Below are 22,774 nucleotides of genomic sequence, written 5' to 3'. Positions count from 1 at the left end.
CCCGGCTAGTTTTTCTTGCCGATCTTCGATTCATTGCCGGAGAGCAGGCGGCGAATATTTTCGCTGTGGCGAAAGAAAAGTAATGCGGCAAGTACTGCGCCCAGTGCGACGAAAACCGGTTCGCCGGTGAGCCAGAATGCGTAGACGGGTGCTGCAGCCGCCGTCACCAGGGCGGCAAGTGATGAGTACCGAAACACCGCCGCAACCACGAGCCAGGTGACAATCAGAATCGAGGCGAGCTGCCAGTCGATCGCTGCCAGTACACCGAGGGCGGTCGCAACACCCTTACCGCCTTCAAAGCGAAAATACACCGGAAACAGGTGTCCCAGAAACGCGCCCAGGGCTGCCAACGCGAGGAGTACAGGTTCATCCAGAAACCAGCGCGCTGCAACCACCGGCAGCACGCCCTTGGCAATATCGCCAGCCAGTGTGAGCACCGCGCCGGGCTTGCTGCCCAGGCGTAGGACATTGGTCGCCCCGGGGTTGCGAGAGCCTTCAGTACGTGGGTCCGGAAGTCCCAGCAGGCTTGAAATCAGGATCGCGCTGGAGACCGATCCCAGCAGGTAGGCGGCAAATGGCGTAATCAGATAAAGCATGGATTCGGTCAGTTGATCGGATTCAGCAGCGGCAGGCACCAGTATAATCTGGCGATTGATAAATCTGGCGGGAACCGATTGTGGACATCATATTTCTCCATGGCCTGGAAGTAGATTGTGTGATCGGTGTCTGGGAGTGGGAACGTCGGATTACGCAGAAAATTGTGATCGATCTGGACATGGGGTGGGACATTGCAAAAGCCGCAGCCAGCGACGATTTGAGTGACACACTGAGTTACAAGGATGTGGCCAAACGGGTCTCAGCGCATGTTCAGGACGTCAAGGCCAATCTGGTCGAACGCCTTGCAGAAGATATCGCAAATATCCTGCTGGGTGAATTTGGCTGCCAATGGTGCCGGGTGCGGGTGAACAAACCCGGTGCGGTCACAGGGTCAAAAGATGTGGGCGTTGTGGTTGAGCGGGGTGAGCGCTGAATGGTCCGCGTGGTGATCAGCGTTGGCACCAATATCGACCGGGAGAACAACTTAAAAGCTGCCCTGGCAGCGCTGGGGCGTGCCTACGGGGCATTGCGGATGTCACCGGTTTATTCCAATCCGGCAGTTGGATTCACAGGGCCGGATTTCTACAATCTTGTCGTTAGCTTTGAGACAACCCAAACCGTTGCAGAAGTGACGACCTTTCTGCACGGCGTCGAGGCGAACCAGGGACGAACCCGACAAGGCGATCGGCTCGATTCGCGGGAACTAGACCTTGACCTGCTGCTCTATGGCGACCATGTACTGCATGGAGAAGGTGTCGACCTACCCCGCGGTGAAATTCTCGAGCACCCCTACGTGCTCATGCCGCTCAGCTGGCTGTTGCCGGATGATCGACACCCGGTGACCCAAGAACGCTATGCATCGATGTGGACCCGCATGAGAAAAACCAGTACGGTTCTGCTTAAGGAAATCGACCTTGACCTGACCTGACAGTCAACGCCTGTCAAGGCACAATCGATCTGCCCCCATCGACATTCACGACCTGCCCGGTCAGAAATTCTGCATCTCGAACCAGAAACAACACGGTCTCGGCGATGTCAGTCGGGTTGCCCGCCCGTTTAAGGGGTGTGCGTGAGATCAGGCGTTGTTGGGCAATCTCATCGACGTCGCCCTCTGGCCACAGGATTGCGCCGGGCGCCACGGCATTAACGCGCACTGCGGGTCCGAGTTCCCGCGCCAGTGCACGGGTGAGTCCGATCAGGCCGGCTTTGGTGACGTTGTAAACCGGGTGGTTTTTGAGGGGTCGCTCGGCATAAATGTCAACCAGATTGATAATGCAGCCGCCGGATTCTGTCAGTGGACCTGCCGCTGCCTGAGAGAGAAAATACGGCGCTTTAAGGTTCACGCCGATTAGATCTTCCCATTGCGCGTCGGTGGTCTTGCCGACGGGGGTGGGGTAAAAACTCGACGCGTTGTTGACCAATACATCCAGCTGTCCGAATTCGTGGGTGGCCTGGCTCACCAGTTTCTCAATTTTTGCCGGATCCAGCAGATCTGTGCCGACAAGCAGCACAGAATCAGGTCGATGATGATGAAGCTCGGCCTGCAGTTCTCGTGCCGCCTCGGCAGACCCGTGGTAATGAATCACGAGATTCAACCCCTCGCGATGAAGGGTGCGGGCGATACAGGCTCCAATACGGCGAGCTCCCCCCGTGATCAGAGCCACCTTGTGTTCAAGGGATTTGCGGTTCGCATTCATGCTTTGGCTCACCCTACGGCGGTTACAATGGCGTGATAGTAACAACCTCGGCACTTAAGGTGTATGACCGTGGTATCAAACTCTAATCAATGGCCGAAAAAACCGTGGCCTGAACCCGATCCAGAGGCCCTGGCACACAGTGCTCGCGTCGTTGAACGAGTACACACTGAGATCGAGCGTTGTGGCGGTGTGCTGCCATTTGACCGCTATATGGCGCTGGTGATGTACGAGCCGGGTCTGGGGTATTATGTTTCTGGTACCCGGAAGTTTGGTCGGCAGGGAGATTTTGTGACTGCGCCTGAGCTGGGATCCCTCTACGGTCGTTGCGTGGCCCACCAGGCGACACAGGTACTGGCCCAGTTGGATGGCGGATCATTGCTTGAATTTGGTGCCGGCAGTGGTGTTCTGGCTGCGACCGTGCTTGCTGAGCTGGCTGAGCGTGACAGGCTGCCGGCCGAGTATCTTATTGTGGAAGTCAGCCCAGCACTGCGTGCGCAACAGCAACAGACACTGGCCGGTCAGATCGAGCAGAACCCGGTCAAGGTCCGCTGGCTCGATACGCTGCCGGAATCTGGTTTCCGCGGTGTGATTCTGGCCAACGAAGTCCTCGACGCGATGCCGGTCATACGCTTTCGGGTTGCCGCAGAGGGACATATGACTGCTGGGGTGGTAGAGCGTAATGGACATCTTGACTGGTCGTGGAAGCGGGATCTTGCGCAGAACGGGCGTATCGATCGGTTGGTTAAGCAGTACGGTTTGGTAGCGGACTACACCAGCGAGGTAAATCCCAGCGCCGCGGCCTGGATGCAGACGGTGGGGCGGCTTCTTGATACTGGGCTGATACTCGTGATGGATTATGGCTATCCTGGCGCCGAGTACTATCATCCCGAACGTTCGGACGGTACGCTGATGTGTCACTACCAGCACCGTGCCCATATGGACCCTTTCTTATATCCCGGTCTGCAGGATCTGACTGCGCACGTCGATTTCTCCGCCATTGCAGCCGCAGGTCAGGTGGCAGGGCTTGATATCGCCGGATTCACCAGCCAGGAGGCATTTTTACTGTCCACTGGAGTCCTTGATCTGGTAGCAGATGCGTCATCCGGTCCAGTGGATCCGAAACTGAGTGCGGAACTCAAACAGCTGACACTCTCATCAGAGATGGGCGAGTCTTTCAAGGCACTGGCGATGGTCAAGCACATTGACACACCGTTGCTGGGCTTTTCCCTGCGCGATCGACGGATGGCCCTGTGATTGGCTTTAACGAGGCTGTCGGCCTCGGCCTGGTTCAGGGCATTACCGAATTCTTGCCGATATCGAGTTCTGGGCACCTAATCCTGGTGTCAGAATGGTTAGGCTGGCCCGATCAAGGCCTTGCCTTCGACGTTGCCGTTCACCTGGGCACGCTGGTTGCGGTGCTGATCTATTTTCGCCGGCGTGTGCTGGAGATTCTGTGTGGCTGGTATCAGCAGGTCATCGGCGGTCGTGTGACATCAGCGGGGCGTCTGGGTTGGCTGGTGGTGCTCGCGACCGGACCTGCGCTGATCGCTGGCGCCTTGTTGAGCCATGTCATAGAGAGTTTGCTCCGCAGCCCGATCCTGATTGGCTTCACCACTTTAGTCTTTGGGTTGGTGTTGTGGTGGGCTGATGCCAAAGGACGCGGGACGATCACCCTTGACGACCTCAAGTGGCACCACGCCCTGCTGATCGGCATCGCCCAGGCGATCGCGCTGGTGCCGGGCACCTCGCGATCGGGTATTACGCTGAGTGCTGGCCTGGCGCTGGGTTTAGGTCGCTCGGACGCAGCCCAGTTTTCGTTTCTAATGTCTATTCCAGTAATTGTGGCGGCAGGCACACTGAAGCTGAGTGACCTCAGTCAATCGGCGGTGCCGGTCGACTGGGTCGTGTTTGCTGTTGGTGTTTTGGTCGCGGCGGTAAGTGCACTCGCTGTCATCGCCGGATTTCTAAGGGTTATTGAGCGCGTGGGTGTTTTGCCGTTTGTGATCTACAGAGTGGCACTTGGGGTGCTGATATTTTTCTGGTTCTGGTAGATTGCTGAATTGGGTTATAGAAATAATCTGTCTGGAGGAAATATGAATACTGCAATTGTAGGGTGGGGACACATCCCATTTGGACGACGAGAAGACGATGTCGAATCAATGCTTTTGGAAGTTACCGGAGAGGCACTGGTAAGCGCCGGTGTGGGCGCATCGGATGTCGATGCCGTATTTTTGGGCTGGTTCAACGGTGGTATGAATGAACAGGACTTCGGGTCTTCTTTGGTTATGAATGGTTTTGAGGGACTGCGTTACAAGCCGGCGACCCGTGTCGAGAACGCCTGTGCCACAGGATCAGCGGCCATTTACCAGGGAAGGGACTTTATTGCGGCAGGGCGTGGCAAGGTGGTGCTCGTGGTCGGTGTGGAAAAGATGACGAATGTGCCCACACCAGAACTCAATCGTGTGCTGCTGGCATGTTCGTATCTTAAGGAAGAGGCGGGTGTGGCTAACGGGTTTGCAGGTATATTTGCAGACATCGCGATGGACTACTTCAGCCAGCATGGTGATCAGGCTGATGCATTAGCGACCATTGCAGCAAAAAACCACCACAATGGCTGTGCCAACCCATGGGCACAACTGCATAAAGATTTGGGCTATGAGTTTTGCCGAACCGAATCCGAAAAAAATCCGGTGGTGGCAGCACCACTTAAACGGACCGATTGCAGCTTGGTCTCGGATGGTGCGGCGGCAGTGGTGTTGGCTGATGAAGACGTAGCTCGCGATCTACAACATGCCGCAAGGCTGCGAGCAAGTACCCAGGTGAACGATCTTCTGCCTATGAGTCGGCGCGACATGACATTTTTGGATGGTTGTGCCCGAGCCTGGCAGGGGTCACTGCAGGCTGCCGGCATGACGCTGAATGACCTGGATCTGGTCGAGACCCACGACTGTTTTACCATGGCCGAATTGATGCAGTATGAGGCTATGGGACTGACGGAACGCGGACGTGGTGCGCAGGCCGCGCTGGATGGCTGGACTGCAAAAGACGGGAAGCTGCCCGTCAATGTATCTGGTGGTCTGAAAGCGAAAGGTCATCCAATTGGTGCGACCGGTGTATCGATGCACGCATTGGCGGCTATGCAGGTTCTGGGCGAGGCTGGTGACATGCAGGTGTCGGGAGCATCGGTTGCGGGGGTATTCAATATGGGTGGCGCAGGGGTCGCCAACTATTGCAGCATTATTGAAGCGATGCACTGAGTAATCGCAACTCATTCATTGCGTCAAGTGGTATTACGCCACGCGATTTGGACCGAACCAAGCGCTGCCAGGCGACGTTTCCGGACTTCCCGTCCGCGCGCCCGGCCGTCAGTTGCGCTGCCCTCCAGATCACCGAAACTGAGTGCCGTCACGGCCTGCAGATAGGCCTGGAGCAGTTTGGTGCTCGGATAATTTGTCGCTAAACCCGTACCACGTCCCCGCGCATCGGCTTCGCAGGCGAGCGCAAAATCCTCGACCCGATCGGGGTTGCGAAATGCATCCAGTCGGTTGAGCAGTTTGAGCACAGTTTCAGGTCTGAGCGTATCGAGACGGTGCATCAGCAGGTGGTATTCGGTGACCAGCAGTGCCAGCCGGCGATAATCCGCCGGCACCCGCAGTCGATCACACATCTTCCCGACCAGTTTCAGGCCTCGCTTTTCGTGGCCGATGTGTTTTGGCCAGTGTTGCGGCGGCGTCGTGCCTTTACCAAGGTCGTGAACCAGGGCAGCAAACCGGATCTTGCTGCTAGTGCTCAACCTGGCGGCTTGCTCGAGCACCAGAAGGGTGTGTATACCGGCGTCGCCTTCAGGGTGGTGGGCCTGGGGTTGGGGCACACCGAACAGAGCATCGAGTTCAGGAAAGATAACGCCCAGAGCGCCGCACCGGCGCAGTGTGCGAAAAAATTCAGCCGGCTGGGCTTCGTTCAGTGCGCGCGAGAGTTCCTGCCAGATCCGTTCAGGCGTGAGCGTGCCCAGCTCGCCGTCAGTGACCATACTTTCCATCAGTGCCAGCGTTTCTGCTGCGACGCCGAACCCACGATCGTGGTAGCGGGCCGCGAACCTTGCTACGCGCAACACCCTCAGTGGATCCTCGGTGAATGCGGCTGATACGTGTCTTAGCACGCCGGCTGCAAGGTCAGTCGCACCCCCCCACGGGTCGATCAGTATTCCCTGCCGGGAGCGGGCCATGGCGTTGATGGTGATGTCCCGGCGGGAAAGATCATCCTCGAGCGTGACATCGGGGGATGCGGCAGTCTCAAAACCGCGATACCCCGGGCCGGTCTTTTTCTCGCGCCGTGCCAGCGCATACTCCTGATGGGTTGTGGGATGCAGGTAAACCGGAAAGTCCCGGCCAACCGGTGAAAATCCGAGCTTCAGCATGGTATCTTCACTGGCACCGACCACCACCCAGTCAAGGTCGGTGCTGGCATCACCGAGTAACTGATCTCGAACGGCACCACCGACCAGATAGCACTCGAGTTGTTCGGCCGGGTCTGTCATACGCAGGCTGCTAATGGGAATACTGATTACAAAGATCAACGCTATTATGCCTTGCAGGGTAGGGTTTACCCCGAACGATGGCAATAAAAGTACCGGACGTGCTGTGCTGCTGTTGCTGCTGATCGCGCTTGGGTTGCCCGGTTGCGCTTTGCCGGGGTATTACGCCCAAGCGGCGCGCGGGCAGATCTCGTTACTGTGGCGGAGTGAACCGATTCACTCCGTGGTCAGCGATCCAAGTGTGTCGGCGTCGCGCCGTCGACAGCTGATGCTGGCGAGTCGGATCCGCCAGTTTGCAGTCGAGCAACTCGCATTGCCGGATAACGCGAGTTACACCCGTTTCGTTGATGTCCAACAGCCCTATGTGCTCTGGAACGTATTTGCGGCGCCGATTTTTTCGACAGAACCGGTTACCTGGTGTTTTCCAGTCGCAGGTTGCGTCGCCTATCGCGGTTATTTCAGCCGTCAGGCGGCGTTTAGGTTTGCCGAGCAGATGAGACAGAAGGGCTACGATGTCAGTGTAGCTGGCGTCAAAACCTATTCGACCCTGGGGTGGTTGCCTGATCCTGTGCCCAACACAATTCTGGACTTGGCTGAAGAGGATCTGGCTGGACTTCTGTTCCACGAACTGGCCCATCAGGTGATTTATGTGACCGACGACACCACGTTCAATGAATCCTTTGCCACACTGGTCGAACACGAAGGGGTACGACGATGGTTAGCGCGGTCGGGCAGACAGGCGGATTTTGATGCGTTCGAAGATCGCAGCCGCAGGCGCGACGAGGTGATCAAACTGGTGCTAGCCCATCAGGCGCAGCTGGCGGCAGTGTATGCTGAAGGCCTGAGTCCCTCGATCATGGCGCAACGCAAATTGCAGCGGCTGGCTGCGTTGCGGCAGTCGTACCTGGACCTGCGGTCAAGGGGTGGAGGTGGCCCGGGCTGGGACGCCTGGTTTTCCCAACCGCTGAACAACGCACATCTTGCTGCAATTGGTGCCTACTATGACCTGGTACCCGATTTTCGGCGACTCTTTAAGGCGGTGGACCAGAATTTTGAAGCCTTCTACAACACCGTCGAGCGTATCGCCGATGGGCCCAAGCAGGGTTACCGCAGTGCCCTTGCAGTCCTGCCGTAGGCTTACAGGCCATACCAGTTGGCGCTTTTAGCGGTGGCTGTGGGTGACCTGGGTCTGACGCCCCTATCGTCAGGTACTGGTGGCAGTGCCTGGATCGCCGTAGCGGTTTCGGTAGGCCTCCAGCGCATCGAGATGTTGTTTAAGATCCGGTGCCGAGCGAAGGTGTTCAATCAGCGTGCTGAAGCGGGCAATCACATGGACTGGCAGACCGTAGCGCTCACGAATCTGCGTGATTGCAGACTGGCCTTGGTCCGAAACGATCTCTTCACGGTCCAGTGCAACAATCACTGCTGCTGCCTGGGCGCCGGCCGATTCGATGATGTCCACCGACTCACCGATAGCGGTACCTGCAGTGATCACATCATCGATGATGACAACCCGGCCGGTGAGTTGTGCACCGACAACGGTGCCGCCTTCACCATGGTCCTTAACCTCTTTTCGGTTGTAGGCAAAGGGTACGTTGCGCCCATACTGGTTGTGTAGCGCCGCCGCGGTGGCCGTGGCCAGTACGATGCCCTTGTAGGCAGGCCCGAACAGCATAAAATTGTCAGGTTCGTTTTCGCATAAAACAGCCGCATAAAACCCTGCCAACTGGGACAGCATGGCACCCGTGCAAAACAGGCCCGCGTTAAAGAAATAGGGACTGACGCGGCCGGATTTGAGGGTAAACTCACCGAACCGTAAGACCCCGCTGTTGATGGCAAATTGCAGGAATTGCTGTTCTCTATGGGTCATTTTAAGGTTAACGCGGTCAATTACCGATTCTGGGGCGCCTGGGTGAGAATAATAACGCTGAATGTTAACGGGATACGAGCCGCCGCTCGGAAACAGTTTTTCGACTGGTTGCCTATACAAGATGCGGATGTGGTGTGTTTGCAGGAGACCCGCGCCCAGCCGGAACAGCGAAAAGCACCTGAATTCAGCCCTGAAGGCTACCAGACCTACTACGTCGATGCCGAGCGGAAGGGCTACAGCGGTGTTGCCATCTATTCCAGGAGAGAACCCGACCGCGTGATCGAGGGTCTGGGCTGGAAGGCGTTCGACCGGGAGGGGCGCTGGGTTCAGGCCGACTACGGACGACTGAGCGTGGTATCGGTCTATATGCCGTCCGGCACCAGTGGCGATGAACGCCAGGATTTCAAATATCGCATCATGAAAAAGATGGAGCCGCTGCTGAAAGGGTTTATGAACGGCGAACGCGACTATATCTTGTGTGGTGACTTCAACATTGCCCACAAGGAGATTGATCTTAAGAACTGGCGCGGAAACCGAAAGAATTCCGGTTTTCTGCCCGATGAACGAGCGTGGCTGGACTGGCTGTTTAATGATCTGGGCATGGTCGATGTGTTCCGGCACCTGGATGATCGGCCCGAGCAATACACCTGGTGGTCAAATCGGGGTCAGGCCTGGGCCAAGAACGTGGGTTGGCGCATCGATTACCAGATTGCAACCCCCGCGATTGCCGCGCGTGCCCAGCTGGCCTCGATCTTTACCGATGACCGGTTTTCAGACCACGCACCGCTGATCATCGATTACAAAAACAGTGCACGGTGGCTGAACGGTTGACCGGATAGACCGTCGTTCAATCAGGAAAGCGGTTGTCGACAACACAGCCCTGGGGAGAGCACCGATGACCAAAATGTCCGAAACCTTCTCGATCTATCTGGAAAGGCGGATGGCACGCATTCTGCTGCTGGGCATCATCAGTGGATTTCCCTGGGTTCTGATTGGCAGCAGTCTGTCATTGTGGCTCAAGGAAGATGGACTGAGCCGCAGTACCATCGGCTGGGCCGGTCTGATATTCGGCGTGTACGCGTTCAACTTTCTGTGGGCACCGCTGATCGACCGGCTTCGGGTACCGTATCTCACGCCTAGACTGGGTCATCGCCGGGCCTGGATCGTGACACTTCAGGCGCTGATACTGGTCTGTCTGGGGGGGTGGAGCCTGGTCGACCCTTCAGCAAATCTCTGGGGTGTGATTGCGATCGGACTGGTCATCGCGATCGCTTCTGCGACACAGGATATCACCATCGATGCGTTGCGCATTGAGCAGATCGGTCGGGGCGAAGGTCGCTCAATGGCGGCCGGCGCGGCTATTGCTGTGGTGGGCTGGTGGACAGGTTACAAGCTTGGGGGGGTCGTTGCCCTCAATACGGCACAGGCTTTTCAGTCTGCAGGTATGGAAAATTACTGGCAGACCACATTCCTCGTATTGGGCGCGATTGTCATTGTTTGCAACATCGCACTGATGTTTGTTCCTGAACAGTCGCCCGAGGAGCGCGTTGCTGAACAATTAGAACAGGACAACGTTATCGCCTCAAACTTGGCGCTCAGTGGACTGACAGGTCAGATTGTGGCCTGGCTGGTTGGAACAGTTGTGGGCCCATTGCTCAGTTTTTTCAGGCGCAACGGATTTGCAATAGCCCTGGCTATCCTCGCTTTTGTTTTCCTGTTCAAAATCGGTGAGGCGTTTCTCGGGCGAATGTCGATTGTGTTCTACACGGAAATGGGTTTCAGTAAATCAGACATCGCGCTGTACTCAAAGGGTATAGGCTGGATCACCACGGTTGTGTTTACGTTGATTGGCGGGCTGTTTGCAATTCGGATCGGGCTGGTGAGAGCCATGTTCGTATCTGGAATTCTGATGGCAGTGACGAACCTGATGTTTTCCTGGCTGGCCTGGTCCGGTCGCTCGGAGGTTTTGTTTGCAGCCGCAGTGCTGCTCGACGACCTCACCGGTGCATTTGCAACAGTCACCTTTGTTGCCTTTATTTCGATGCTGGTCGACCGCACCTACACGGCAACCCAGTATGCGCTGCTGGCTTCGATTGGCACAGCTGGACGGACATTGTTTGCCTCGTCGTCCGGTGCTCTGGTGGATTGGCTCGATGGCGACTGGGGCAAATTTTTTGTGTTGACGGCCGTCATGGTCATCCCGTCACTGGTGTGCCTGTGGATATTGCGGCACAGACTCGCCGATATGCTGTCGGGTGCCCAGGTCCGATTGTTTGGGAAAAGCGCGTAGCACTGCGCTCAAGCTGCGGCTTGTCGCAGCCGCGCAATTGATCTGACTTAAGCCAACAAAGGTTATAATAAAAGGTTGTACGAACGTTTTTTAAGCCTTGCGTCAGCAAGGTAAACGACAGCTATAGCCGAAGGATTTGACATGCCGATCTACGAGTATGCCTGCGTTTCATGCGACCATCACCTTGAAGCGTTACAGAAGATGTCTGAAGACCCGCTGGTTTTCTGTCCCGAATGTGGAGAAGAGAGTCTTAGAAAAAAGGTGTCTGTCGCCGCTTTTGTACTCAAAGGTTCCGGCTGGTATGAGACCGATTTCAAGAATTCGGGTAAGGAAAAACCAAAAGACACCAAGGCCGGTGATGAGCAGTCCGCCTCGAGCAAATCCAGCGACAGTAAATCAGCTGACGGTGCCAGTAGTGACACTAAATCGTCAGGCGGCAAGTCATCTGACAGCAAATCGGAGTCCACTAAATCCACCTCTGATTCCACTGCGACCGGGTCCAAGTTGGGTGGCAGCAAGAATGCATCGCCGACAAACTGAGTTTTCAGGGTAAAACCTGCACGGATTCAGTTTCTCTTGAAAATCTTTTTATGAACAGGGTTTCTCGCAGTGCGTTGTGTGGCACGATCACGCCGGAGCTGAACGGTCAGGAAGTCAGTCTGTGCGGTTGGGTTCAGCGTCGTCGTGATCACGGTGGCGTGATCTTTATCGATCTGCGGGATCGATCAGGAATTGTTCAGGTCGTGATGGATCCTGATCGACAGGCGCAGTTTGCTATCGCCGAAGCGGTGCGTAATGAGTATGTACTCTGGGTCTCCGGGCGGATACGGCCCAGACCGGAAGGTACTGAAAACCCCGAGTTGCCCACTGGAGCTGTAGAGGTTCTGGGACACGACATTGAAATCCTCAATGCCAGTGATCCCTTGCCGTTTCAAGTCGACGATGATGACACCGGCGAAGCAGTACGGCTGCGGTATCGCTACCTGGACCTGCGAAGTTCTCGAATGCAGAGCAATCTACGCTTGCGTCACCAGGCAACCCGCAATTTGCGTCACTTTCTGGAACTGCAGGATTTCATTGAAATAGAGACGCCTGTACTCACCCGTTCTACCCCGGAGGGTGCGCGGGACTACTTGGTACCCAGTCGAATTTATCCCGGACAGTTTTTTGCACTGCCCCAGTCTCCGCAGCTGTTCAAGCAGTTGTTGATGGTGTCCGGCTTTGAACGGTACTACCAGTTTGCCCGCTGTTTTCGTGACGAGGACCTGCGGGCAGATCGTCAGCCTGAATTCACGCAGTTGGATATCGAGATGTCGTTCGTCCGTGAAGACGACGTCATGGGAGCCATGGAACAAATGATCCGTGACTTGTTCAAAGGTGTGCTGGATATTGAATTGCCGTCACCGTTCCCTCGGTTGTCTTACGCCGAGGCAGTGCGGCGTTTCGGGACCGACCGGCCAGACCTGCGAATTCCACTGGAACTGGTCGATGTGGCTGATCTGCTGCGGGATGTCGAATTCAAGGTGTTTTCAGGTCCTGCGTCAGATCCGGGCTGTCGGGTCGCCGCCCTTCGGCTACCAGGTGGCGGTTCGGTCAGTCGACAGCAGATCGACAGCTATACAGATTTTGTCAAACTTTACGGAGCCAAGGGACTGGCCTACATCAAAGTAAACCAGGTTGCGGCAGGTCGGGATGGTTTACAGTCCCCGATCCTCAAGTTTCTGCCTGATGATGTCATCGCTGAGATCCTCAAGCGCACAGAGGTGATCGATGGCGACCTGATCTTTTTCGGTGCCGACACGGCAGCCGTCGTGAACGATGCGCTGGGTGCGTTGCGCGTTCGTCTTGGCCATGACCTGGAGATGGCAGAAGAACGCTGGTCGCCGTTATGGGTGACCGAATTTCCGCTGGTTGAACAGGATTCCGATACGGGCCAGTGGCAATCTCTTCACCATCCGTTTACGGCGCCGCGGGAGGACCATCTACCGCTGCTCGATACAGATCCTGGCGCTGTCATTTCAAGGGCCTACGATATGGTCCTGAACGGCACTGAGATCGGTGGGGGGTCGATCCGTAATCATCGAAGGGACACGCAGGCGCGGATTTTTCAACTCTTGGGTATCGAGTCGCAGGAGGCAGAAGAAAAGTTTGGTTTTCTGCTCGACGGACTGCGCTATGGGGCACCACCACACGGTGGCATCGCGTTTGGGTTGGACCGGATCGTTGCCATGATGGCAGGAGAAGAATCCATTCGCGACGTGATCGCATTTCCAAAAACGCAGAAAGCCTCCTGCCTGCTTACGGAATCTCCCAGCGATGTGGAGGGCAACCAGTTGCGCGAACTTGGAATTCGGCTCCGTGCAACACAAGCACCGGTAACCGATTCGAACTCGGCATGAGCGCGGTCTCACTCCGATCAGAGATTGCGCACAAACGACCCGAGTCAGTGCTGATTGTAGTCTACACGGTGACTGGGCAGACGCTGTTGCTCAAACGCACTCGTCCCGTATTCTGGCAGTCCATTACCGGCAGCTTGAAATGGCCCGACGAGTCGCCACCTGATGCAGCTTGTCGCGAACTTAAAGAAGAAACTGGCATCAAAGCGTTGTCGGGCTGGCGCAACTGGCAGCACACGTATACTTTTCCTATATTGCCGGAGTATCGTCATCGATATGCACCAGGTGTGTCCGACAACAAGGAGCATCTGTTCTCGCTTGAGTTGTCAGAGCCTTGTCAACCTGTATTGTCTGATGCCGAGCACTCGAGCAGCCTGTGGTTACCGATCGAAGATGCGATTACAAAGGTATGGTCATGGTCGAACCGGGATGCATTAGAGCGTGTCGTTGCTGCAATCACAGCGACTGACTGAAACAGCAATACGACGACGAAGAACTCCCAATGGCCGGGCACAGTAAATGGGCTAACATTAAGTTTCGCAAAGCGGCGCAGGATGCAAAACGCGGCAAACTGTTTACCAAGCTCATTCGGGAGATTACGGTAGCCGCGCGTGCTGGCGGCGGTGACGTGACTTCAAATCCGCGGCTGCGCACCGCCACTGACAAGGCACTTGGTGCCAATATGACACGGGACACCGTAGACCGGGCGATCAAGCGCGGTACCGGGGAGTTAGACGGCGTGTCCTATGAAGAAGTCCGCTATGAAGGTTATGCCCCGAGTGGGATCGCCGTGCTGGTGGAATGTACAACCGATAACCGCAACCGGACCGTCAGTGAGGTTCGTCATGCTTTTACCAAGTACGGCGGTAGCCTGGGTTCTGAAGGGTCGGTTGCCTACCTGTTCGACAAGGTCGGGCTGCTGATTTTTCCGCCGGGTGTGGATGAAGATGTGGTCATGGAAGCGGCAGTAGACGCCGGCGCACAGGATGTTGAAACCGGTCCTGACGGTACGGTTGAGGTGATCACCGAACCCGATGAACTGAACCTTGTAACAAATCAGATGTCCGCAGCGGGGTTGGTGTCGGCAGTGGTCGAGGTGGTGCAGCGGCCAACGAGTGAGACCGAACTCGCTGGAGAGGAGGCCGAAAAGGTTATGCTGCTGATTAACGCGTTGGAAGACCTGGACGATGTGCAGGATGTCTTTACCAATGCGAGTTTCCCGGAGGACATGGTGTTCGCCAGTTGAGTGGCGACGCCCGCGAATCAGCCGTGATGCCGATTAGAGTACTGGGTATAGATCCCGGCTCCAGGGTCACCGGGGTCGGTGTGGTTGAGATCGATGGACAGAGTCTGCGCCATGTGCACAGCGAGTGCATTCGTGCGGGAGACGGCGAACTGGGTGAACGCCTGGCCGTGATCTACAGCGGTGTCGGTGACGCCATTGCCCGGTGCCAGCCACAGTCGGTGGCCATAGAACGGGTTTTCCTGGCTACAAATCCGCATGCGGCACTGATTCTAGGGCACGCCCGTGGCAGCGCGATGCTGGCGGCAGTAAATCACGGACTCGCCGTATCCGAGTACAGCGCTTTGGAGATCAAGCGGTCTGTGGTCGGCACTGGCAGGGCAGAAAAGGAGCAGGTCCAGCATATGGTTCGGGTGCTGCTGGGCATGGATCGCAAACTACCCTTCGATGCTGCAGATGCATTGGCCTGTGCGATATGCCACATTCACACCGCACAGGTGGAAAAGCGCGTGGCCAAGACGCAACAACAGGCAGACGACCGGTCTGTCTGAACGGTTGGAGACCGAATGATGATCGGACAGGTACACGGCAAACTGGTCTATAAGCAGCCCCCCAGACTGCTCGTTGATGTCGCCGGTATCGGATATGAGTTGGAGGCGCCGATGACGGCTTTTTACAACTTGCCGGAGGCCGGCAGTGAGGTCTGTCTGCACACACACCTCGTCGTACGCGACGATGCACACCTGTTGTACGGCTTTACCGAGCAGCGGCAACGGGACGTGTTTCGATACCTGCTTAAGGTCAATGGGGTCGGACCGCGGGTGGCGCTCGCGATTCTTTCTGGTCTTACGGTTGAAGACCTGGTGACGTGTGTGAGCGCAGCCGATGCCGCCATGCTTACACGGGTACCGGGTATCGGTCGCAAGACAGCGGAGCGCCTGATTGTTGATCTTAGAGATCGACTCGACGGTATCGAAGGGAGTGGGCCTTCATTTGTTGGGACTCGCTCACTGACACCGGAACACGATGCCGTCAGTGCATTGGTCGCACTGGGTTATCGGCAGACTGATGCTGCACGCGCAATACGCAGTACGGCATCCGATGGCGCAGGTGTTGAGGAACTCATCCGGGCTGCGCTGGCCAGCCTTTCAGGTGCGCGGACATGACGGGCCGAGATTCGCTCGTATCACCTGACGAGGGCGTCGATAGCACTCAGGAGCGAGCGATCGAACGCAATTTAAGACCGGTCACCATGAATGAGTTTGTGGGCCAGATGCGAATGCGCGAGCAGTTGGAGATATTCATTGGCGCAGCGCGCAATCGAAGTGAAGCACTGGATCATGTACTGGTATTCGGCCCACCCGGGCTGGGCAAGACCACACTGGCCCATATTATTGCCCACGAGATGGGTGCCAATCTTCGCCAGACCTCTGGACCTGTATTGGAAAAGGCCGGTGACCTCGCTGCAATCTTGACTAACCTCGAACCCCACGATGTATTGTTCGTGGATGAGATCCACAGATTGAGCCCTGTTGTTGAAGAGATTCTTTACCCGGCGCTGGAAGACTACCAGTTGGATATCTTGATTGGTGAGGGACCATCAGCTCGCTCGATAAAACTCAATTTACCGCCATTCACGCTGGTGGGTGCGACCACGCGCGTGGGGCTGTTGACATCGCCATTGCGGGATCGCTTCGGAATTGTGCAGCGTCTGGAGTTTTACGACCCAGAGGAACTGGGCCGGATCGTTGAGCGCTCGGCTGATATTCTTGGGGTAGAAGTAGATCAGGCCGGTGTCGCGGCGGTGGCACGTCGCAGTCGTGGCACGCCCCGGATCGCCAACCGGCTGTTGCGGCGGGTTCGAGACTATGCCCAGGTAAAATCTGACGGCCGAATCACCAGCGACATTGCCGACCGCGCCTTGGATATGATGGAGGTCGACCAATCAGGGTTGGATGGGCTCGACCGCCGGTTGCTGCTGGCGGTGATAGAAAGATTCGGCGGCGGACCGGTCGGCGTGGACAGTCTGGCCGCAGCCATTGGAGAGGAGCGGGGTACGCTTGAAGATGTGGTCGAGCCGTATTTAATTCTATCGGATTTTCTGGTCCGTACTCCGCGCGGACGCATGGCTGGTAAAGCGGCGTGGGCCCATTTTGGTCTCAAAGCACCAACCCCGGATTCGGGTCAGGGTGCGTTGTTTGAGCCGCAGGATTAAGCAGATGGCATGAAATCTGCAGGAATTGATCACGTTGATGACAGACATTGTGCCGAATATGGGGCTGAAAGCGAAGTGAGCCCCGGATCATGTTTGCCTGTCGCACCAGAAGGCAGTGGCTGAGCATTTCAGCTGGCCCGTTCGGGTTTACTACGAAGACACCGATGCAGGTGGGATTGTTTATTACGGTAATTACCTTAAATTTATGGAACGTGCCCGCACCGAATGGCTGCGGTCGCGTGGGATCGATGTTGCCAGGCTGGCGGATACAGAACGACTGATGTTTACAGTACGCGCCATCACGCTCGATTTCCTTCAACCGGCCCGGTTGAGTGACAATCTTGATGTGTCGGTTGCCGTAGGGCGGATGCGCAAGGTCAGCGTGGAGTTGCAGCAAGTCGTAGTGCGAGCTGGCGACGTGCTGTGTACAGGTCAGGTTCGGCTCGCTTGTGTCGATGTTGACACCCTGAAGCCCAGAGCGATGCCTGAAACTCTTGTGGGAGAAACTCAAGCAGCATGAACGAAGCGGTCAAAGTTACAGTCAGTAACGACACGATATCGATCCTGGAGTTGATGCTGCAGGCCAGCCTGCTGGTTCAGCTCGTGATGCTTCTGCTGATACTTGCCTCACTGGCATCCTGGGTGGTGATATTCACCAAGTCGTCGACGCTGAAAAATCTCCGCTTGGAATCCGACAACTTTGATTCAGAATTCTGGTCGGGAGGTGAACTCAATGGACTTTACCGGCGCTATACCGAGGAGGAAGCAGAACCCCTTGGAATGGCCAGCATATTTGTCGCGGGTTATCGCGAATACAATCGACTGGCGGGTAATGGCACTGTAGACCGTGCTGAACTGGTTGACGGCGTTCACCGGGCCATGCGGGTTGGACTCAGCCGTGAAATCGAGACCTTGGAATCGAGACTGTCGTTTCTGGCCACAGTCGGGTCCACCAGCCCTTATGTGGGACTGTTCGGTACGGTATGGGGCATTATGAATTCCTTTCGCTCGCTCAGTACGTTGCAGCACGTCACCGTAGCCACTGTGGCACCGGGAATTTCCGAAGCGCTGATTGCAACGGCAATGGGGTTGTTTGCGGCCATCCCTGCTGTCATTGCCTACAACCGGTTTTCAAGTAATGCTGAATCGTTGATCGCAAGATACGAAGTGTTTGTCGAAGAGTTTCTAAGTATCGTGAACCGGCAGGCTTTGGGTATAAACCGACGAGCCTGACAGATAGGAGAGTCAACTGATGCGGGTCTCAAGACACCGGCATAAACGCCTGATGAGCGAGATCAACGTCGTACCCTACATCGATGTGATGTTGGTGTTGCTGGTGATATTTATGGTCACCGCGCCGTTGATGATGGAGGGTGTCACTATTGATCTTCCGGCAGCGGATGCCAAGCCTGTCGTCGATGATCGAAGTGAACCGTTTGTGGTTCGTATCGATCGTGATGGGGCTTATTATCTGAATGAAGACAAGCAGCCTGTTGCTGATCTCAACGAGATTCGGATCAAAGCCGCCATTGTGCTGCGCAATAATCCCAAGACACCGTTCATGGTGGAGGGAGATAAGGCAGTGGCGTATGACGCGGTTGTTCAGGCCATGGTGCTGCTGCAGCAGGCCGGTGTGCCGAGTATAGGCCTGGTAACAGACCCCACTGGAGAGTGAGTCGGTTGTGAATCGAGCCGTGCGCAAGTTCAGTCGCCCGGTTCGAGCTGTGATTCTGGCTGTATTGGTACATGTAGCCTTTGGTCTGTTATTGGGCTTGAGTTTGAGCTTCAAGCCGCAAGTCATTGAACCGAGTGTCGCCAAGCCAGTTAAGGCCATTGTTATCGATCGGTCGGCCATAGAGCAGGAAGAAAAGCACAAGGCCGAAGCCAAGAAGAAGCACAAGGCCGAGGCTGAGAAGAAGCGCAAGGCCGAAGCCGAAAAGAAGCGCAAGGCCGAAGCCGAGAAGAAGCGCAAGGCCGAAGCCGAAAAGAAGCGCAAGGCCTAAGCCGAAAAGAAGCGTAAGGCCGAAGCCGAAAAGAAGCGCAAGGCCAAAGCCGAAAAGAAACGTAAGGCCGAAGCCGAAAAGAAGCGCAAGGCCAAAGCCAAGAAGAAACGTCAGGCCGAGGAGGCCCGCGAGCAGGAGAAACAGGCCGCATATTCTGCACTGGGCAGTCTGGTGGGCGCGATTAAGCGCAAGATCGAGGGAAACTGGAGCAATCGCCTGGCTTGTAGTGGTCAGGAAGTGACCATTTCGGTTAAGGTCAACATCAGTGGAGAGGTGACTGCTGTGAAGGTGGTCGGAGACAGTGGTGACGACACATGCCGTCGATCAGCGGAAAACGCGGTCTACAAGGCTTCACCGCTGCCATTCCCGGACAACCCCCGGTTCTTAAAGTGGCTAGACCAGGAGTTTCAGATCATATTTAAGCCGGACATTTAGAGTGCATTTAATGATCAAAGTGTTTATTGCTGGAGTACTTACTCTGTTAGTTGGATTGTTCAGTGCGCCGACATGGGCGATTCTTACGATCGAAATCACACAAGGACAGGACACCGGTATCCCGATTGCGGTGGTACCCTTTCAGTTTCAGGGCCAGCAAAGACCGAACGAAGATATTCGCAACATAGTGTCGGCCGATCTCTACCGGTCTGGTCGATTTTTGTCATTACCACCCGGCGACTTTCTGAGTCGTCCAAGCGGTCCAGACCAGATTCGGTTTAAGGATTGGCGCCTGATTAAAGCAGAGGCCCTGGTGATCGGCCGTGTCAGCCAGCTCGGTAATGACCGTTATGAAGTCAATTTTTATCTCTACAATGTATTCAAAGAGAAATTACTCGCGGGATATCGTTGGACTGTAGGGTCGAGCCAGTTGCGCCAGGTTGCACACCAGGTGAGCGACTACATTTATGAAGCGTTAACAGGTACACCTGGAGCCTTTGATACCCGCATCGCTTACGTCACGGTCGAAAAAGACTCCAGTAACACCCGGCAATACCAGTTGATGGTGGCAGATTCCGATGGACACAACGCGCAGCAGATTCTACGAACAAACTTCCCGATTCTGTCGCCCGCCTGGGCGCCGGACGGCAAGCGCCTGGCTTATGTCTCGTTTGCCAGTCGAACCAGCGGTGCGATGATCTGGGTACAGAACGTGGAGACCGGTGAGCGGCGAAAGCTTCTTCAGGAAAAAGGCACAGCCAGTGCACCTGCCTGGTCACCCGATGGTCGTCGTCTCGCACTGAGATTGTCGCGGGACGGAAACCACGACATTTATATCTTCGACGTCGCGGCGTCTCGCTTGACACGCCTGACCAAACATCCCGGGATTGATACAGAACCGGCCTGGTCTCCCAATGGCCGTCACCTGGTCTTTACCTCAGACCGCAGTGGCAGACCTCATATTTTTAGGATTTCAGCGGCCGGCGGCCCTGCTCAGCGTTTGACCAAGGAGGGGCGCGAGAATGCTGGAGCGTCGTACGACCCAAATGGTAAACATCTGGTAATGGTGACAAATCAGGGAAACGGTGACCAGATTGGTGTATTCTATACGGGCAACAATGAGCTTAAGCTATTGACTGACGGTCCCCTAGATGATTCGCCGACCTATTCGCCCAACGGGGCCATGATTATGTACGCGACCCAACGTGGGAATCAGGGTGTACTTGCTGCGGTGTCAGCCGATGGACGAATAAAACAGATATTGAGGCTGCACCAGGGAGAGGTTCGGGAGCCCGCGTGGTCTTCTAGGAAACAGTAGCGAATACGGAGGGTTATCAGGATGCGACGAATTTTTCATTTTTCTCTGGTGCTATTACTGAGTGTGGTTCTGGTAGGCTGTGCGGCCACCAAGAAAAAGGGTTCAGCAGAAGTCGAAGACTCCAGCGTCAATCTCCAGGCAGATGCAACGTCGTCGGGGCTGAGTTCAGATGACTCAGGCTCAGTTCAGGTGCTCACGACCATGGACAATACTCTGGACCTCGATGACCCTCTTGGCACCCGGGTAATCTACTTTGAATTCGACAGCAACGCCTTGACACCGGAAGCGCAACGTATTGTTGAGGCGCATGCAGAATATCTTGCTGGAAATCCAGGAATGGCCGTTGTACTGGAGGGTCACGCCGATGAACGGGGTACGCGCGAATACAACCTTGCCCTTGGCGAACGACGTGCCAACGCAGTGGCAGAGTTGTTCCAGATGATGGGTGTTATGCCGGATGGCATACGCAGTATTTCCTACGGGGAAGAGCGGCCTGTCGCGATGGAACACGATGAAAGCGCCTGGTCGCTGAATCGCCGTGTTGAACTCCTATATTGAGTAGTACGGGTTAGCGGCGGGGTTTAGTTCAGGCACGGCATTTCCTATGAGAAGATGTACCCGCGCTGCAGTCGCGTCGTGTCGGCTGATGCTTGGGGTCGCCTTGGTCCTGTCTGCGAATATGTCCGTCGCATGGGCAGCTTGTCCCGAGGGGCAAGAAGAGAACACCCGCAGCGGGGACTGTCAGCCGCTATGGGAAACGACCAAGTCGTTATTTGGTGTTCCTACAAAAGAGCAGTCTTCGGCCCCCCTGATATCTGTTGTCTCCGGGGGTGACACGCCGACATCAGCGGTGCTCACCGGCTCTGGTCCTGAAACAGCAGCCCTGATTGAAGATTTACGCCGTGAAATCAGTTCGTTACGTAATCAGCTCGATATTCAGGCGTTTGAGTTAGAAAAGCTCAGACGGCGCCAGCGCGAGCTTTATGACGACCTTGACGCTCGACTTCGCCAGGAAGAAAGAGTCACGGCGTCGATGCCGACGCCTGGAGAGGGTGGGCCGGCTCCCAGCTCGCTGGTACCCACCGAGCCTACACAGGCTGCTGACCTATCCCAGAGTACTCGTGAGCCAAGCAGTGGTGTTTCAGAAACTGAGACTACCGGTTCCAGTATCAATGCATCAGATGCTGAGGCAGACGCGACTACCGATACAGATGAAAACATAGCGGACTCGGTCGTCGTGGGGAGTGCCATCCAGACGAAGGTAACGTCAGGGCAGACCCTAAATTCAACAACTGTCAGTAAGGCTGTGTCGGTTTCTGAAGAAGAAACCTACGATACCGCATTCGATTTGCTTAAACAAAGCCGTTACGCCGATGCTGCGGTGGCCTTTACACAGTTTATACAGCGCTTTCCAAATAGTGAGTTGACCGACGACGCCTGGTACTGGATGGGGGAAGCCCGTTTTGTCACCCGTGAGTTCAGTCAGTCGCTTGGTGCGTTTCAAACCGTTATCAATCGTTTTATGGACAGTCCGCGGATACCGGCCTCATACCTGAAGGTCGGTTACATTCAATACGAGTATGGTGCTTACATGAAGGCGCGGGAAACGCTTAATTTTGTCCTCAACTCGTTTCCAAATCACAGGGTAGTGGTTAACGCCAAAGCGCGGCTTAAGAAGATGGATCGGGAAGGCAACTAGTTCTGGTTCGGTACTGTTTATGAGGCTATTAGTAATTTCTGGGTTGGTAAGCAGACGGCGAAATCCTAAAATCAGCAAGGTGATTAACCTGATTGTGTATCAGGCATAATGGCGGGATGACAATGGAAGAGTGGTCGGTTGTTCATAAGGTAGCCCTGTGGGGTTTTCTTGGCGCGTTCCTGTTTGGAATAGTCGCCCACAAGACCCACTACTGCACCATGGATGTGATTAGTGACTGGATCAACATGGGTTCGTTTCGCCGACTGCGTGCCTGGTTACTGGCCATAGCCGTCGCGCTTCTGGTGAGTCAATTGTTGCAGGCCATAGGTTGGATCTATCTGTCAACGAATTTTGGGATTGGTGAGCATATTATTGGGGGATTTTTGTTTGGCGTTGGCATGACGCTTGGTGGGGGTTGTGGGCAGAGAACACTGGTACGTGCCGGCGGTGGAAATCTAAAGTCGCTGGTGGTACTGC

Annotated in this window: 28 protein-coding genes; 24 read left to right on the top strand and 4 right to left on the bottom strand. The window is 55.7% G+C overall.

The window, feature by feature from the left end; all coding sequences use genetic code 11:
• Positions 1-5: 5 nt before the first annotated feature.
• Complete coding sequence (gene plsY, locus MK323_13570; protein MCH2483179.1) at positions 6-596, bottom strand: glycerol-3-phosphate 1-O-acyltransferase PlsY; 591 nt, start codon at positions 594-596, stop codon at positions 6-8.
• 80 nt (positions 597-676) lie between these two features.
• On the opposite strand from plsY, the gene folB reads away from it, so the two are divergent.
• Positions 677-1,030: a dihydroneopterin aldolase gene (gene folB / locus MK323_13565; protein MCH2483178.1), complete on the top strand. Its 354-nt coding sequence runs from the start codon at positions 677-679 to the stop codon at positions 1,028-1,030.
• Positions 1,031-1,525 carry a 2-amino-4-hydroxy-6-hydroxymethyldihydropteridine diphosphokinase gene (folK, locus tag MK323_13560; protein ID MCH2483177.1) on the top strand — a complete coding sequence of 165 codons (495 nt, stop codon included), beginning with the start codon at positions 1,031-1,033 and terminating at the stop codon, positions 1,523-1,525.
• Positions 1,526-1,538: 13 nt separating this feature from the next.
• Here folK and MK323_13555 read toward each other — a convergent pair whose 3' ends face one another.
• Positions 1,539-2,294, bottom strand: a complete 756-nt coding sequence (locus MK323_13555; protein MCH2483176.1) for a pteridine reductase — start codon at positions 2,292-2,294, stop codon at positions 1,539-1,541.
• Positions 2,295-2,357: 63 nt separating this feature from the next.
• On the opposite strand from MK323_13555, the gene MK323_13550 reads away from it, so the two are divergent.
• Genes MK323_13550 through MK323_13540 form a run of 3 tightly spaced genes read left to right on the top strand, consistent with a single transcriptional unit; the run spans position 2,358 to position 5,551 of the window.
• Positions 2,358-3,548: an SAM-dependent methyltransferase gene (locus tag MK323_13550; GenBank protein MCH2483175.1), complete on the top strand. Its 1,191-nt coding sequence runs from the start codon at positions 2,358-2,360 to the stop codon at positions 3,546-3,548.
• Positions 3,548-4,345: an undecaprenyl-diphosphate phosphatase gene (locus MK323_13545; protein ID MCH2483174.1), complete on the top strand. Its 798-nt coding sequence runs from the start codon at positions 3,548-3,550 to the stop codon at positions 4,343-4,345. Before MK323_13550 ends, MK323_13545 begins: the two co-directional genes overlap by 1 nt.
• 42 nt (positions 4,346-4,387) lie before the next feature.
• On the top strand, positions 4,388-5,551 hold the full coding sequence (locus MK323_13540; protein MCH2483173.1) for an acetyl-CoA acetyltransferase: 1,164 nt from the start codon (positions 4,388-4,390) through the stop codon (positions 5,549-5,551).
• A 23-nt stretch (positions 5,552-5,574) separates the two neighbouring features.
• Here the strand turns inward: MK323_13540 and MK323_13535 are convergent, their stop codons facing one another.
• Entirely contained in the window at positions 5,575-6,831 is a 1,257-nt protein-coding gene (locus MK323_13535) for a multifunctional CCA addition/repair protein (protein ID MCH2483172.1), read from the bottom strand.
• Positions 6,832-6,844: 13 nt separating this feature from the next.
• On the opposite strand from MK323_13535, the gene MK323_13530 reads away from it, so the two are divergent.
• Positions 6,845-7,963 carry an aminopeptidase gene (locus MK323_13530; protein MCH2483171.1) on the top strand — a complete coding sequence of 373 codons (1,119 nt, stop codon included), beginning with the start codon at positions 6,845-6,847 and terminating at the stop codon, positions 7,961-7,963.
• Positions 7,964-8,032: 69 nt separating this feature from the next.
• On the opposite strand, the gene pyrE is transcribed toward MK323_13530, so the two are convergent.
• A complete protein-coding gene (pyrE, locus tag MK323_13525; protein MCH2483170.1) occupies positions 8,033-8,698 on the bottom strand; it encodes an orotate phosphoribosyltransferase in 666 nt (221 codons plus the stop codon).
• A gap of 57 nt (positions 8,699-8,755) precedes the next feature.
• Between pyrE and MK323_13520 the strand changes: the two genes are divergently transcribed.
• The 18 genes from MK323_13520 to MK323_13435 form a co-directional block, all read left to right on the top strand.
• Positions 8,756-9,529, top strand: coding sequence for an exodeoxyribonuclease III (locus tag MK323_13520; GenBank protein MCH2483169.1), 774 nt, complete (start codon positions 8,756-8,758; stop codon positions 9,527-9,529).
• A 64-nt stretch (positions 9,530-9,593) separates the two neighbouring features.
• Positions 9,594-10,988: an MFS transporter gene (locus MK323_13515; GenBank protein ID MCH2483168.1), complete on the top strand. Its 1,395-nt coding sequence runs from the start codon at positions 9,594-9,596 to the stop codon at positions 10,986-10,988.
• A 141-nt stretch (positions 10,989-11,129) separates the two neighbouring features.
• Positions 11,130-11,528, top strand: a complete 399-nt coding sequence (locus MK323_13510) for a zinc ribbon domain-containing protein (protein MCH2483167.1) — start codon at positions 11,130-11,132, stop codon at positions 11,526-11,528.
• A 50-nt stretch (positions 11,529-11,578) separates the two neighbouring features.
• Positions 11,579-13,387, top strand: coding sequence for an aspartate--tRNA ligase (gene aspS / locus MK323_13505; protein MCH2483166.1), 1,809 nt, complete (start codon positions 11,579-11,581; stop codon positions 13,385-13,387).
• The gene (gene nudB, locus MK323_13500; protein MCH2483165.1) at positions 13,384-13,857 is read left to right on the top strand and encodes a dihydroneopterin triphosphate diphosphatase; all 474 of its coding nucleotides are present in this window, start codon (positions 13,384-13,386) and stop codon (positions 13,855-13,857) included. Before aspS ends, nudB begins: the two co-directional genes overlap by 4 nt.
• Positions 13,858-13,886: 29 nt before the next feature.
• A complete protein-coding gene (locus tag MK323_13495) occupies positions 13,887-14,630 on the top strand; it encodes a YebC/PmpR family DNA-binding transcriptional regulator (GenBank protein MCH2483164.1) in 744 nt (247 codons plus the stop codon).
• Positions 14,631-14,656: 26 nt separating this feature from the next.
• Positions 14,657-15,178 (top strand): crossover junction endodeoxyribonuclease RuvC, encoded by a 522-nt coding sequence (gene ruvC / locus MK323_13490; protein ID MCH2483163.1) that lies wholly within the window; start codon positions 14,657-14,659, stop codon positions 15,176-15,178.
• 18 nt (positions 15,179-15,196) lie between these two features.
• Positions 15,197-15,793 (top strand): Holliday junction branch migration protein RuvA, encoded by a 597-nt coding sequence (ruvA, locus tag MK323_13485; protein ID MCH2483162.1) that lies wholly within the window; start codon positions 15,197-15,199, stop codon positions 15,791-15,793.
• Entirely contained in the window at positions 15,790-16,842 is a 1,053-nt protein-coding gene (gene ruvB / locus MK323_13480; GenBank protein ID MCH2483161.1) for a Holliday junction branch migration DNA helicase RuvB, read from the top strand. The genes ruvA and ruvB overlap by 4 nt, the downstream gene beginning before the upstream one ends.
• Before the next feature lie 115 nt (positions 16,843-16,957).
• Positions 16,958-17,362, top strand: coding sequence for a tol-pal system-associated acyl-CoA thioesterase (ybgC, locus tag MK323_13475; GenBank protein ID MCH2483160.1), 405 nt, complete (start codon positions 16,958-16,960; stop codon positions 17,360-17,362).
• On the top strand, positions 17,359-18,075 hold the full coding sequence (gene tolQ, locus MK323_13470) for a protein TolQ (protein ID MCH2483159.1): 717 nt from the start codon (positions 17,359-17,361) through the stop codon (positions 18,073-18,075). The genes ybgC and tolQ overlap by 4 nt, the downstream gene beginning before the upstream one ends.
• A gap of 19 nt (positions 18,076-18,094) precedes the next feature.
• A complete protein-coding gene (tolR, locus tag MK323_13465; protein ID MCH2483158.1) occupies positions 18,095-18,517 on the top strand; it encodes a protein TolR in 423 nt (140 codons plus the stop codon).
• 7 nt (positions 18,518-18,524) lie between these two features.
• Positions 18,525-18,845 carry a hypothetical protein gene (locus tag MK323_13460; protein MCH2483157.1) on the top strand — a complete coding sequence of 107 codons (321 nt, stop codon included), beginning with the start codon at positions 18,525-18,527 and terminating at the stop codon, positions 18,843-18,845.
• Between the two features lie 171 nt (positions 18,846-19,016).
• Positions 19,017-19,280, top strand: a complete 264-nt coding sequence (locus MK323_13455) for a cell envelope integrity protein TolA (GenBank protein ID MCH2483156.1) — start codon at positions 19,017-19,019, stop codon at positions 19,278-19,280.
• A 10-nt stretch (positions 19,281-19,290) separates the two neighbouring features.
• Positions 19,291-20,598: a Tol-Pal system beta propeller repeat protein TolB gene (gene tolB, locus MK323_13450; GenBank protein MCH2483155.1), complete on the top strand. Its 1,308-nt coding sequence runs from the start codon at positions 19,291-19,293 to the stop codon at positions 20,596-20,598.
• Between the two features lie 21 nt (positions 20,599-20,619).
• On the top strand, positions 20,620-21,156 hold the full coding sequence (gene pal / locus MK323_13445; protein MCH2483154.1) for a peptidoglycan-associated lipoprotein Pal: 537 nt from the start codon (positions 20,620-20,622) through the stop codon (positions 21,154-21,156).
• Between the two features lie 46 nt (positions 21,157-21,202).
• On the top strand, positions 21,203-22,297 hold the full coding sequence (ybgF, locus tag MK323_13440) for a tol-pal system protein YbgF (GenBank protein MCH2483153.1): 1,095 nt from the start codon (positions 21,203-21,205) through the stop codon (positions 22,295-22,297).
• Positions 22,298-22,419: 122 nt separating this feature from the next.
• On the top strand, positions 22,420-22,774 hold a 355-nt coding region (locus tag MK323_13435), incomplete at its 3' end, for a YeeE/YedE family protein (GenBank protein MCH2483152.1).

The organism is Gammaproteobacteria bacterium (genome assembly GCA_022450155.1).
Lineage (GTDB): Bacteria > Pseudomonadota > Gammaproteobacteria > Arenicellales > UBA868 > REDSEA-S09-B13.
Note: the sequence above shows the minus strand (reverse complement) of the source record. Positions and strands in the feature narration are given on the sequence as shown.

Coding starts and splice junctions, on each gene's coding strand:
- ruvB (MCH2483161.1), top strand. CDS start 15,790: ATGACGGGCCGAGATTCGCTCGTATCACCTGACGAGGGCGTCGATAGC.
- MK323_13555 (MCH2483176.1), bottom strand. CDS start 2,294: ATGAATGCGAACCGCAAATCCCTTGAACACAAGGTGGCTCTGATCACG.
- MK323_13515 (MCH2483168.1), top strand. CDS start 9,594: ATGACCAAAATGTCCGAAACCTTCTCGATCTATCTGGAAAGGCGGATG.
- MK323_13530 (MCH2483171.1), top strand. CDS start 6,845: ATGGGAATACTGATTACAAAGATCAACGCTATTATGCCTTGCAGGGTA.
- ruvA (MCH2483162.1), top strand. CDS start 15,197: ATGATCGGACAGGTACACGGCAAACTGGTCTATAAGCAGCCCCCCAGA.
- MK323_13495 (MCH2483164.1), top strand. CDS start 13,887: ATGGCCGGGCACAGTAAATGGGCTAACATTAAGTTTCGCAAAGCGGCG.
- folK (MCH2483177.1), top strand. CDS start 1,031: ATGGTCCGCGTGGTGATCAGCGTTGGCACCAATATCGACCGGGAGAAC.
- MK323_13535 (MCH2483172.1), bottom strand. CDS start 6,831: ATGACAGACCCGGCCGAACAACTCGAGTGCTATCTGGTCGGTGGTGCC.
- plsY (MCH2483179.1), bottom strand. CDS start 596: ATGCTTTATCTGATTACGCCATTTGCCGCCTACCTGCTGGGATCGGTC.
- ruvC (MCH2483163.1), top strand. CDS start 14,657: ATGCCGATTAGAGTACTGGGTATAGATCCCGGCTCCAGGGTCACCGGG.
- tolQ (MCH2483159.1), top strand. CDS start 17,359: ATGAACGAAGCGGTCAAAGTTACAGTCAGTAACGACACGATATCGATC.
- pal (MCH2483154.1), top strand. CDS start 20,620: ATGCGACGAATTTTTCATTTTTCTCTGGTGCTATTACTGAGTGTGGTT.
- nudB (MCH2483165.1), top strand. CDS start 13,384: ATGAGCGCGGTCTCACTCCGATCAGAGATTGCGCACAAACGACCCGAG.
- MK323_13540 (MCH2483173.1), top strand. CDS start 4,388: ATGAATACTGCAATTGTAGGGTGGGGACACATCCCATTTGGACGACGA.
- ybgF (MCH2483153.1), top strand. CDS start 21,203: ATGAGAAGATGTACCCGCGCTGCAGTCGCGTCGTGTCGGCTGATGCTT.
- tolB (MCH2483155.1), top strand. CDS start 19,291: ATGATCAAAGTGTTTATTGCTGGAGTACTTACTCTGTTAGTTGGATTG.
- tolR (MCH2483158.1), top strand. CDS start 18,095: ATGCGGGTCTCAAGACACCGGCATAAACGCCTGATGAGCGAGATCAAC.
- pyrE (MCH2483170.1), bottom strand. CDS start 8,698: ATGACCCATAGAGAACAGCAATTCCTGCAATTTGCCATCAACAGCGGG.
- MK323_13510 (MCH2483167.1), top strand. CDS start 11,130: ATGCCGATCTACGAGTATGCCTGCGTTTCATGCGACCATCACCTTGAA.
- MK323_13550 (MCH2483175.1), top strand. CDS start 2,358: ATGACCGTGGTATCAAACTCTAATCAATGGCCGAAAAAACCGTGGCCT.
- aspS (MCH2483166.1), top strand. CDS start 11,579: ATGAACAGGGTTTCTCGCAGTGCGTTGTGTGGCACGATCACGCCGGAG.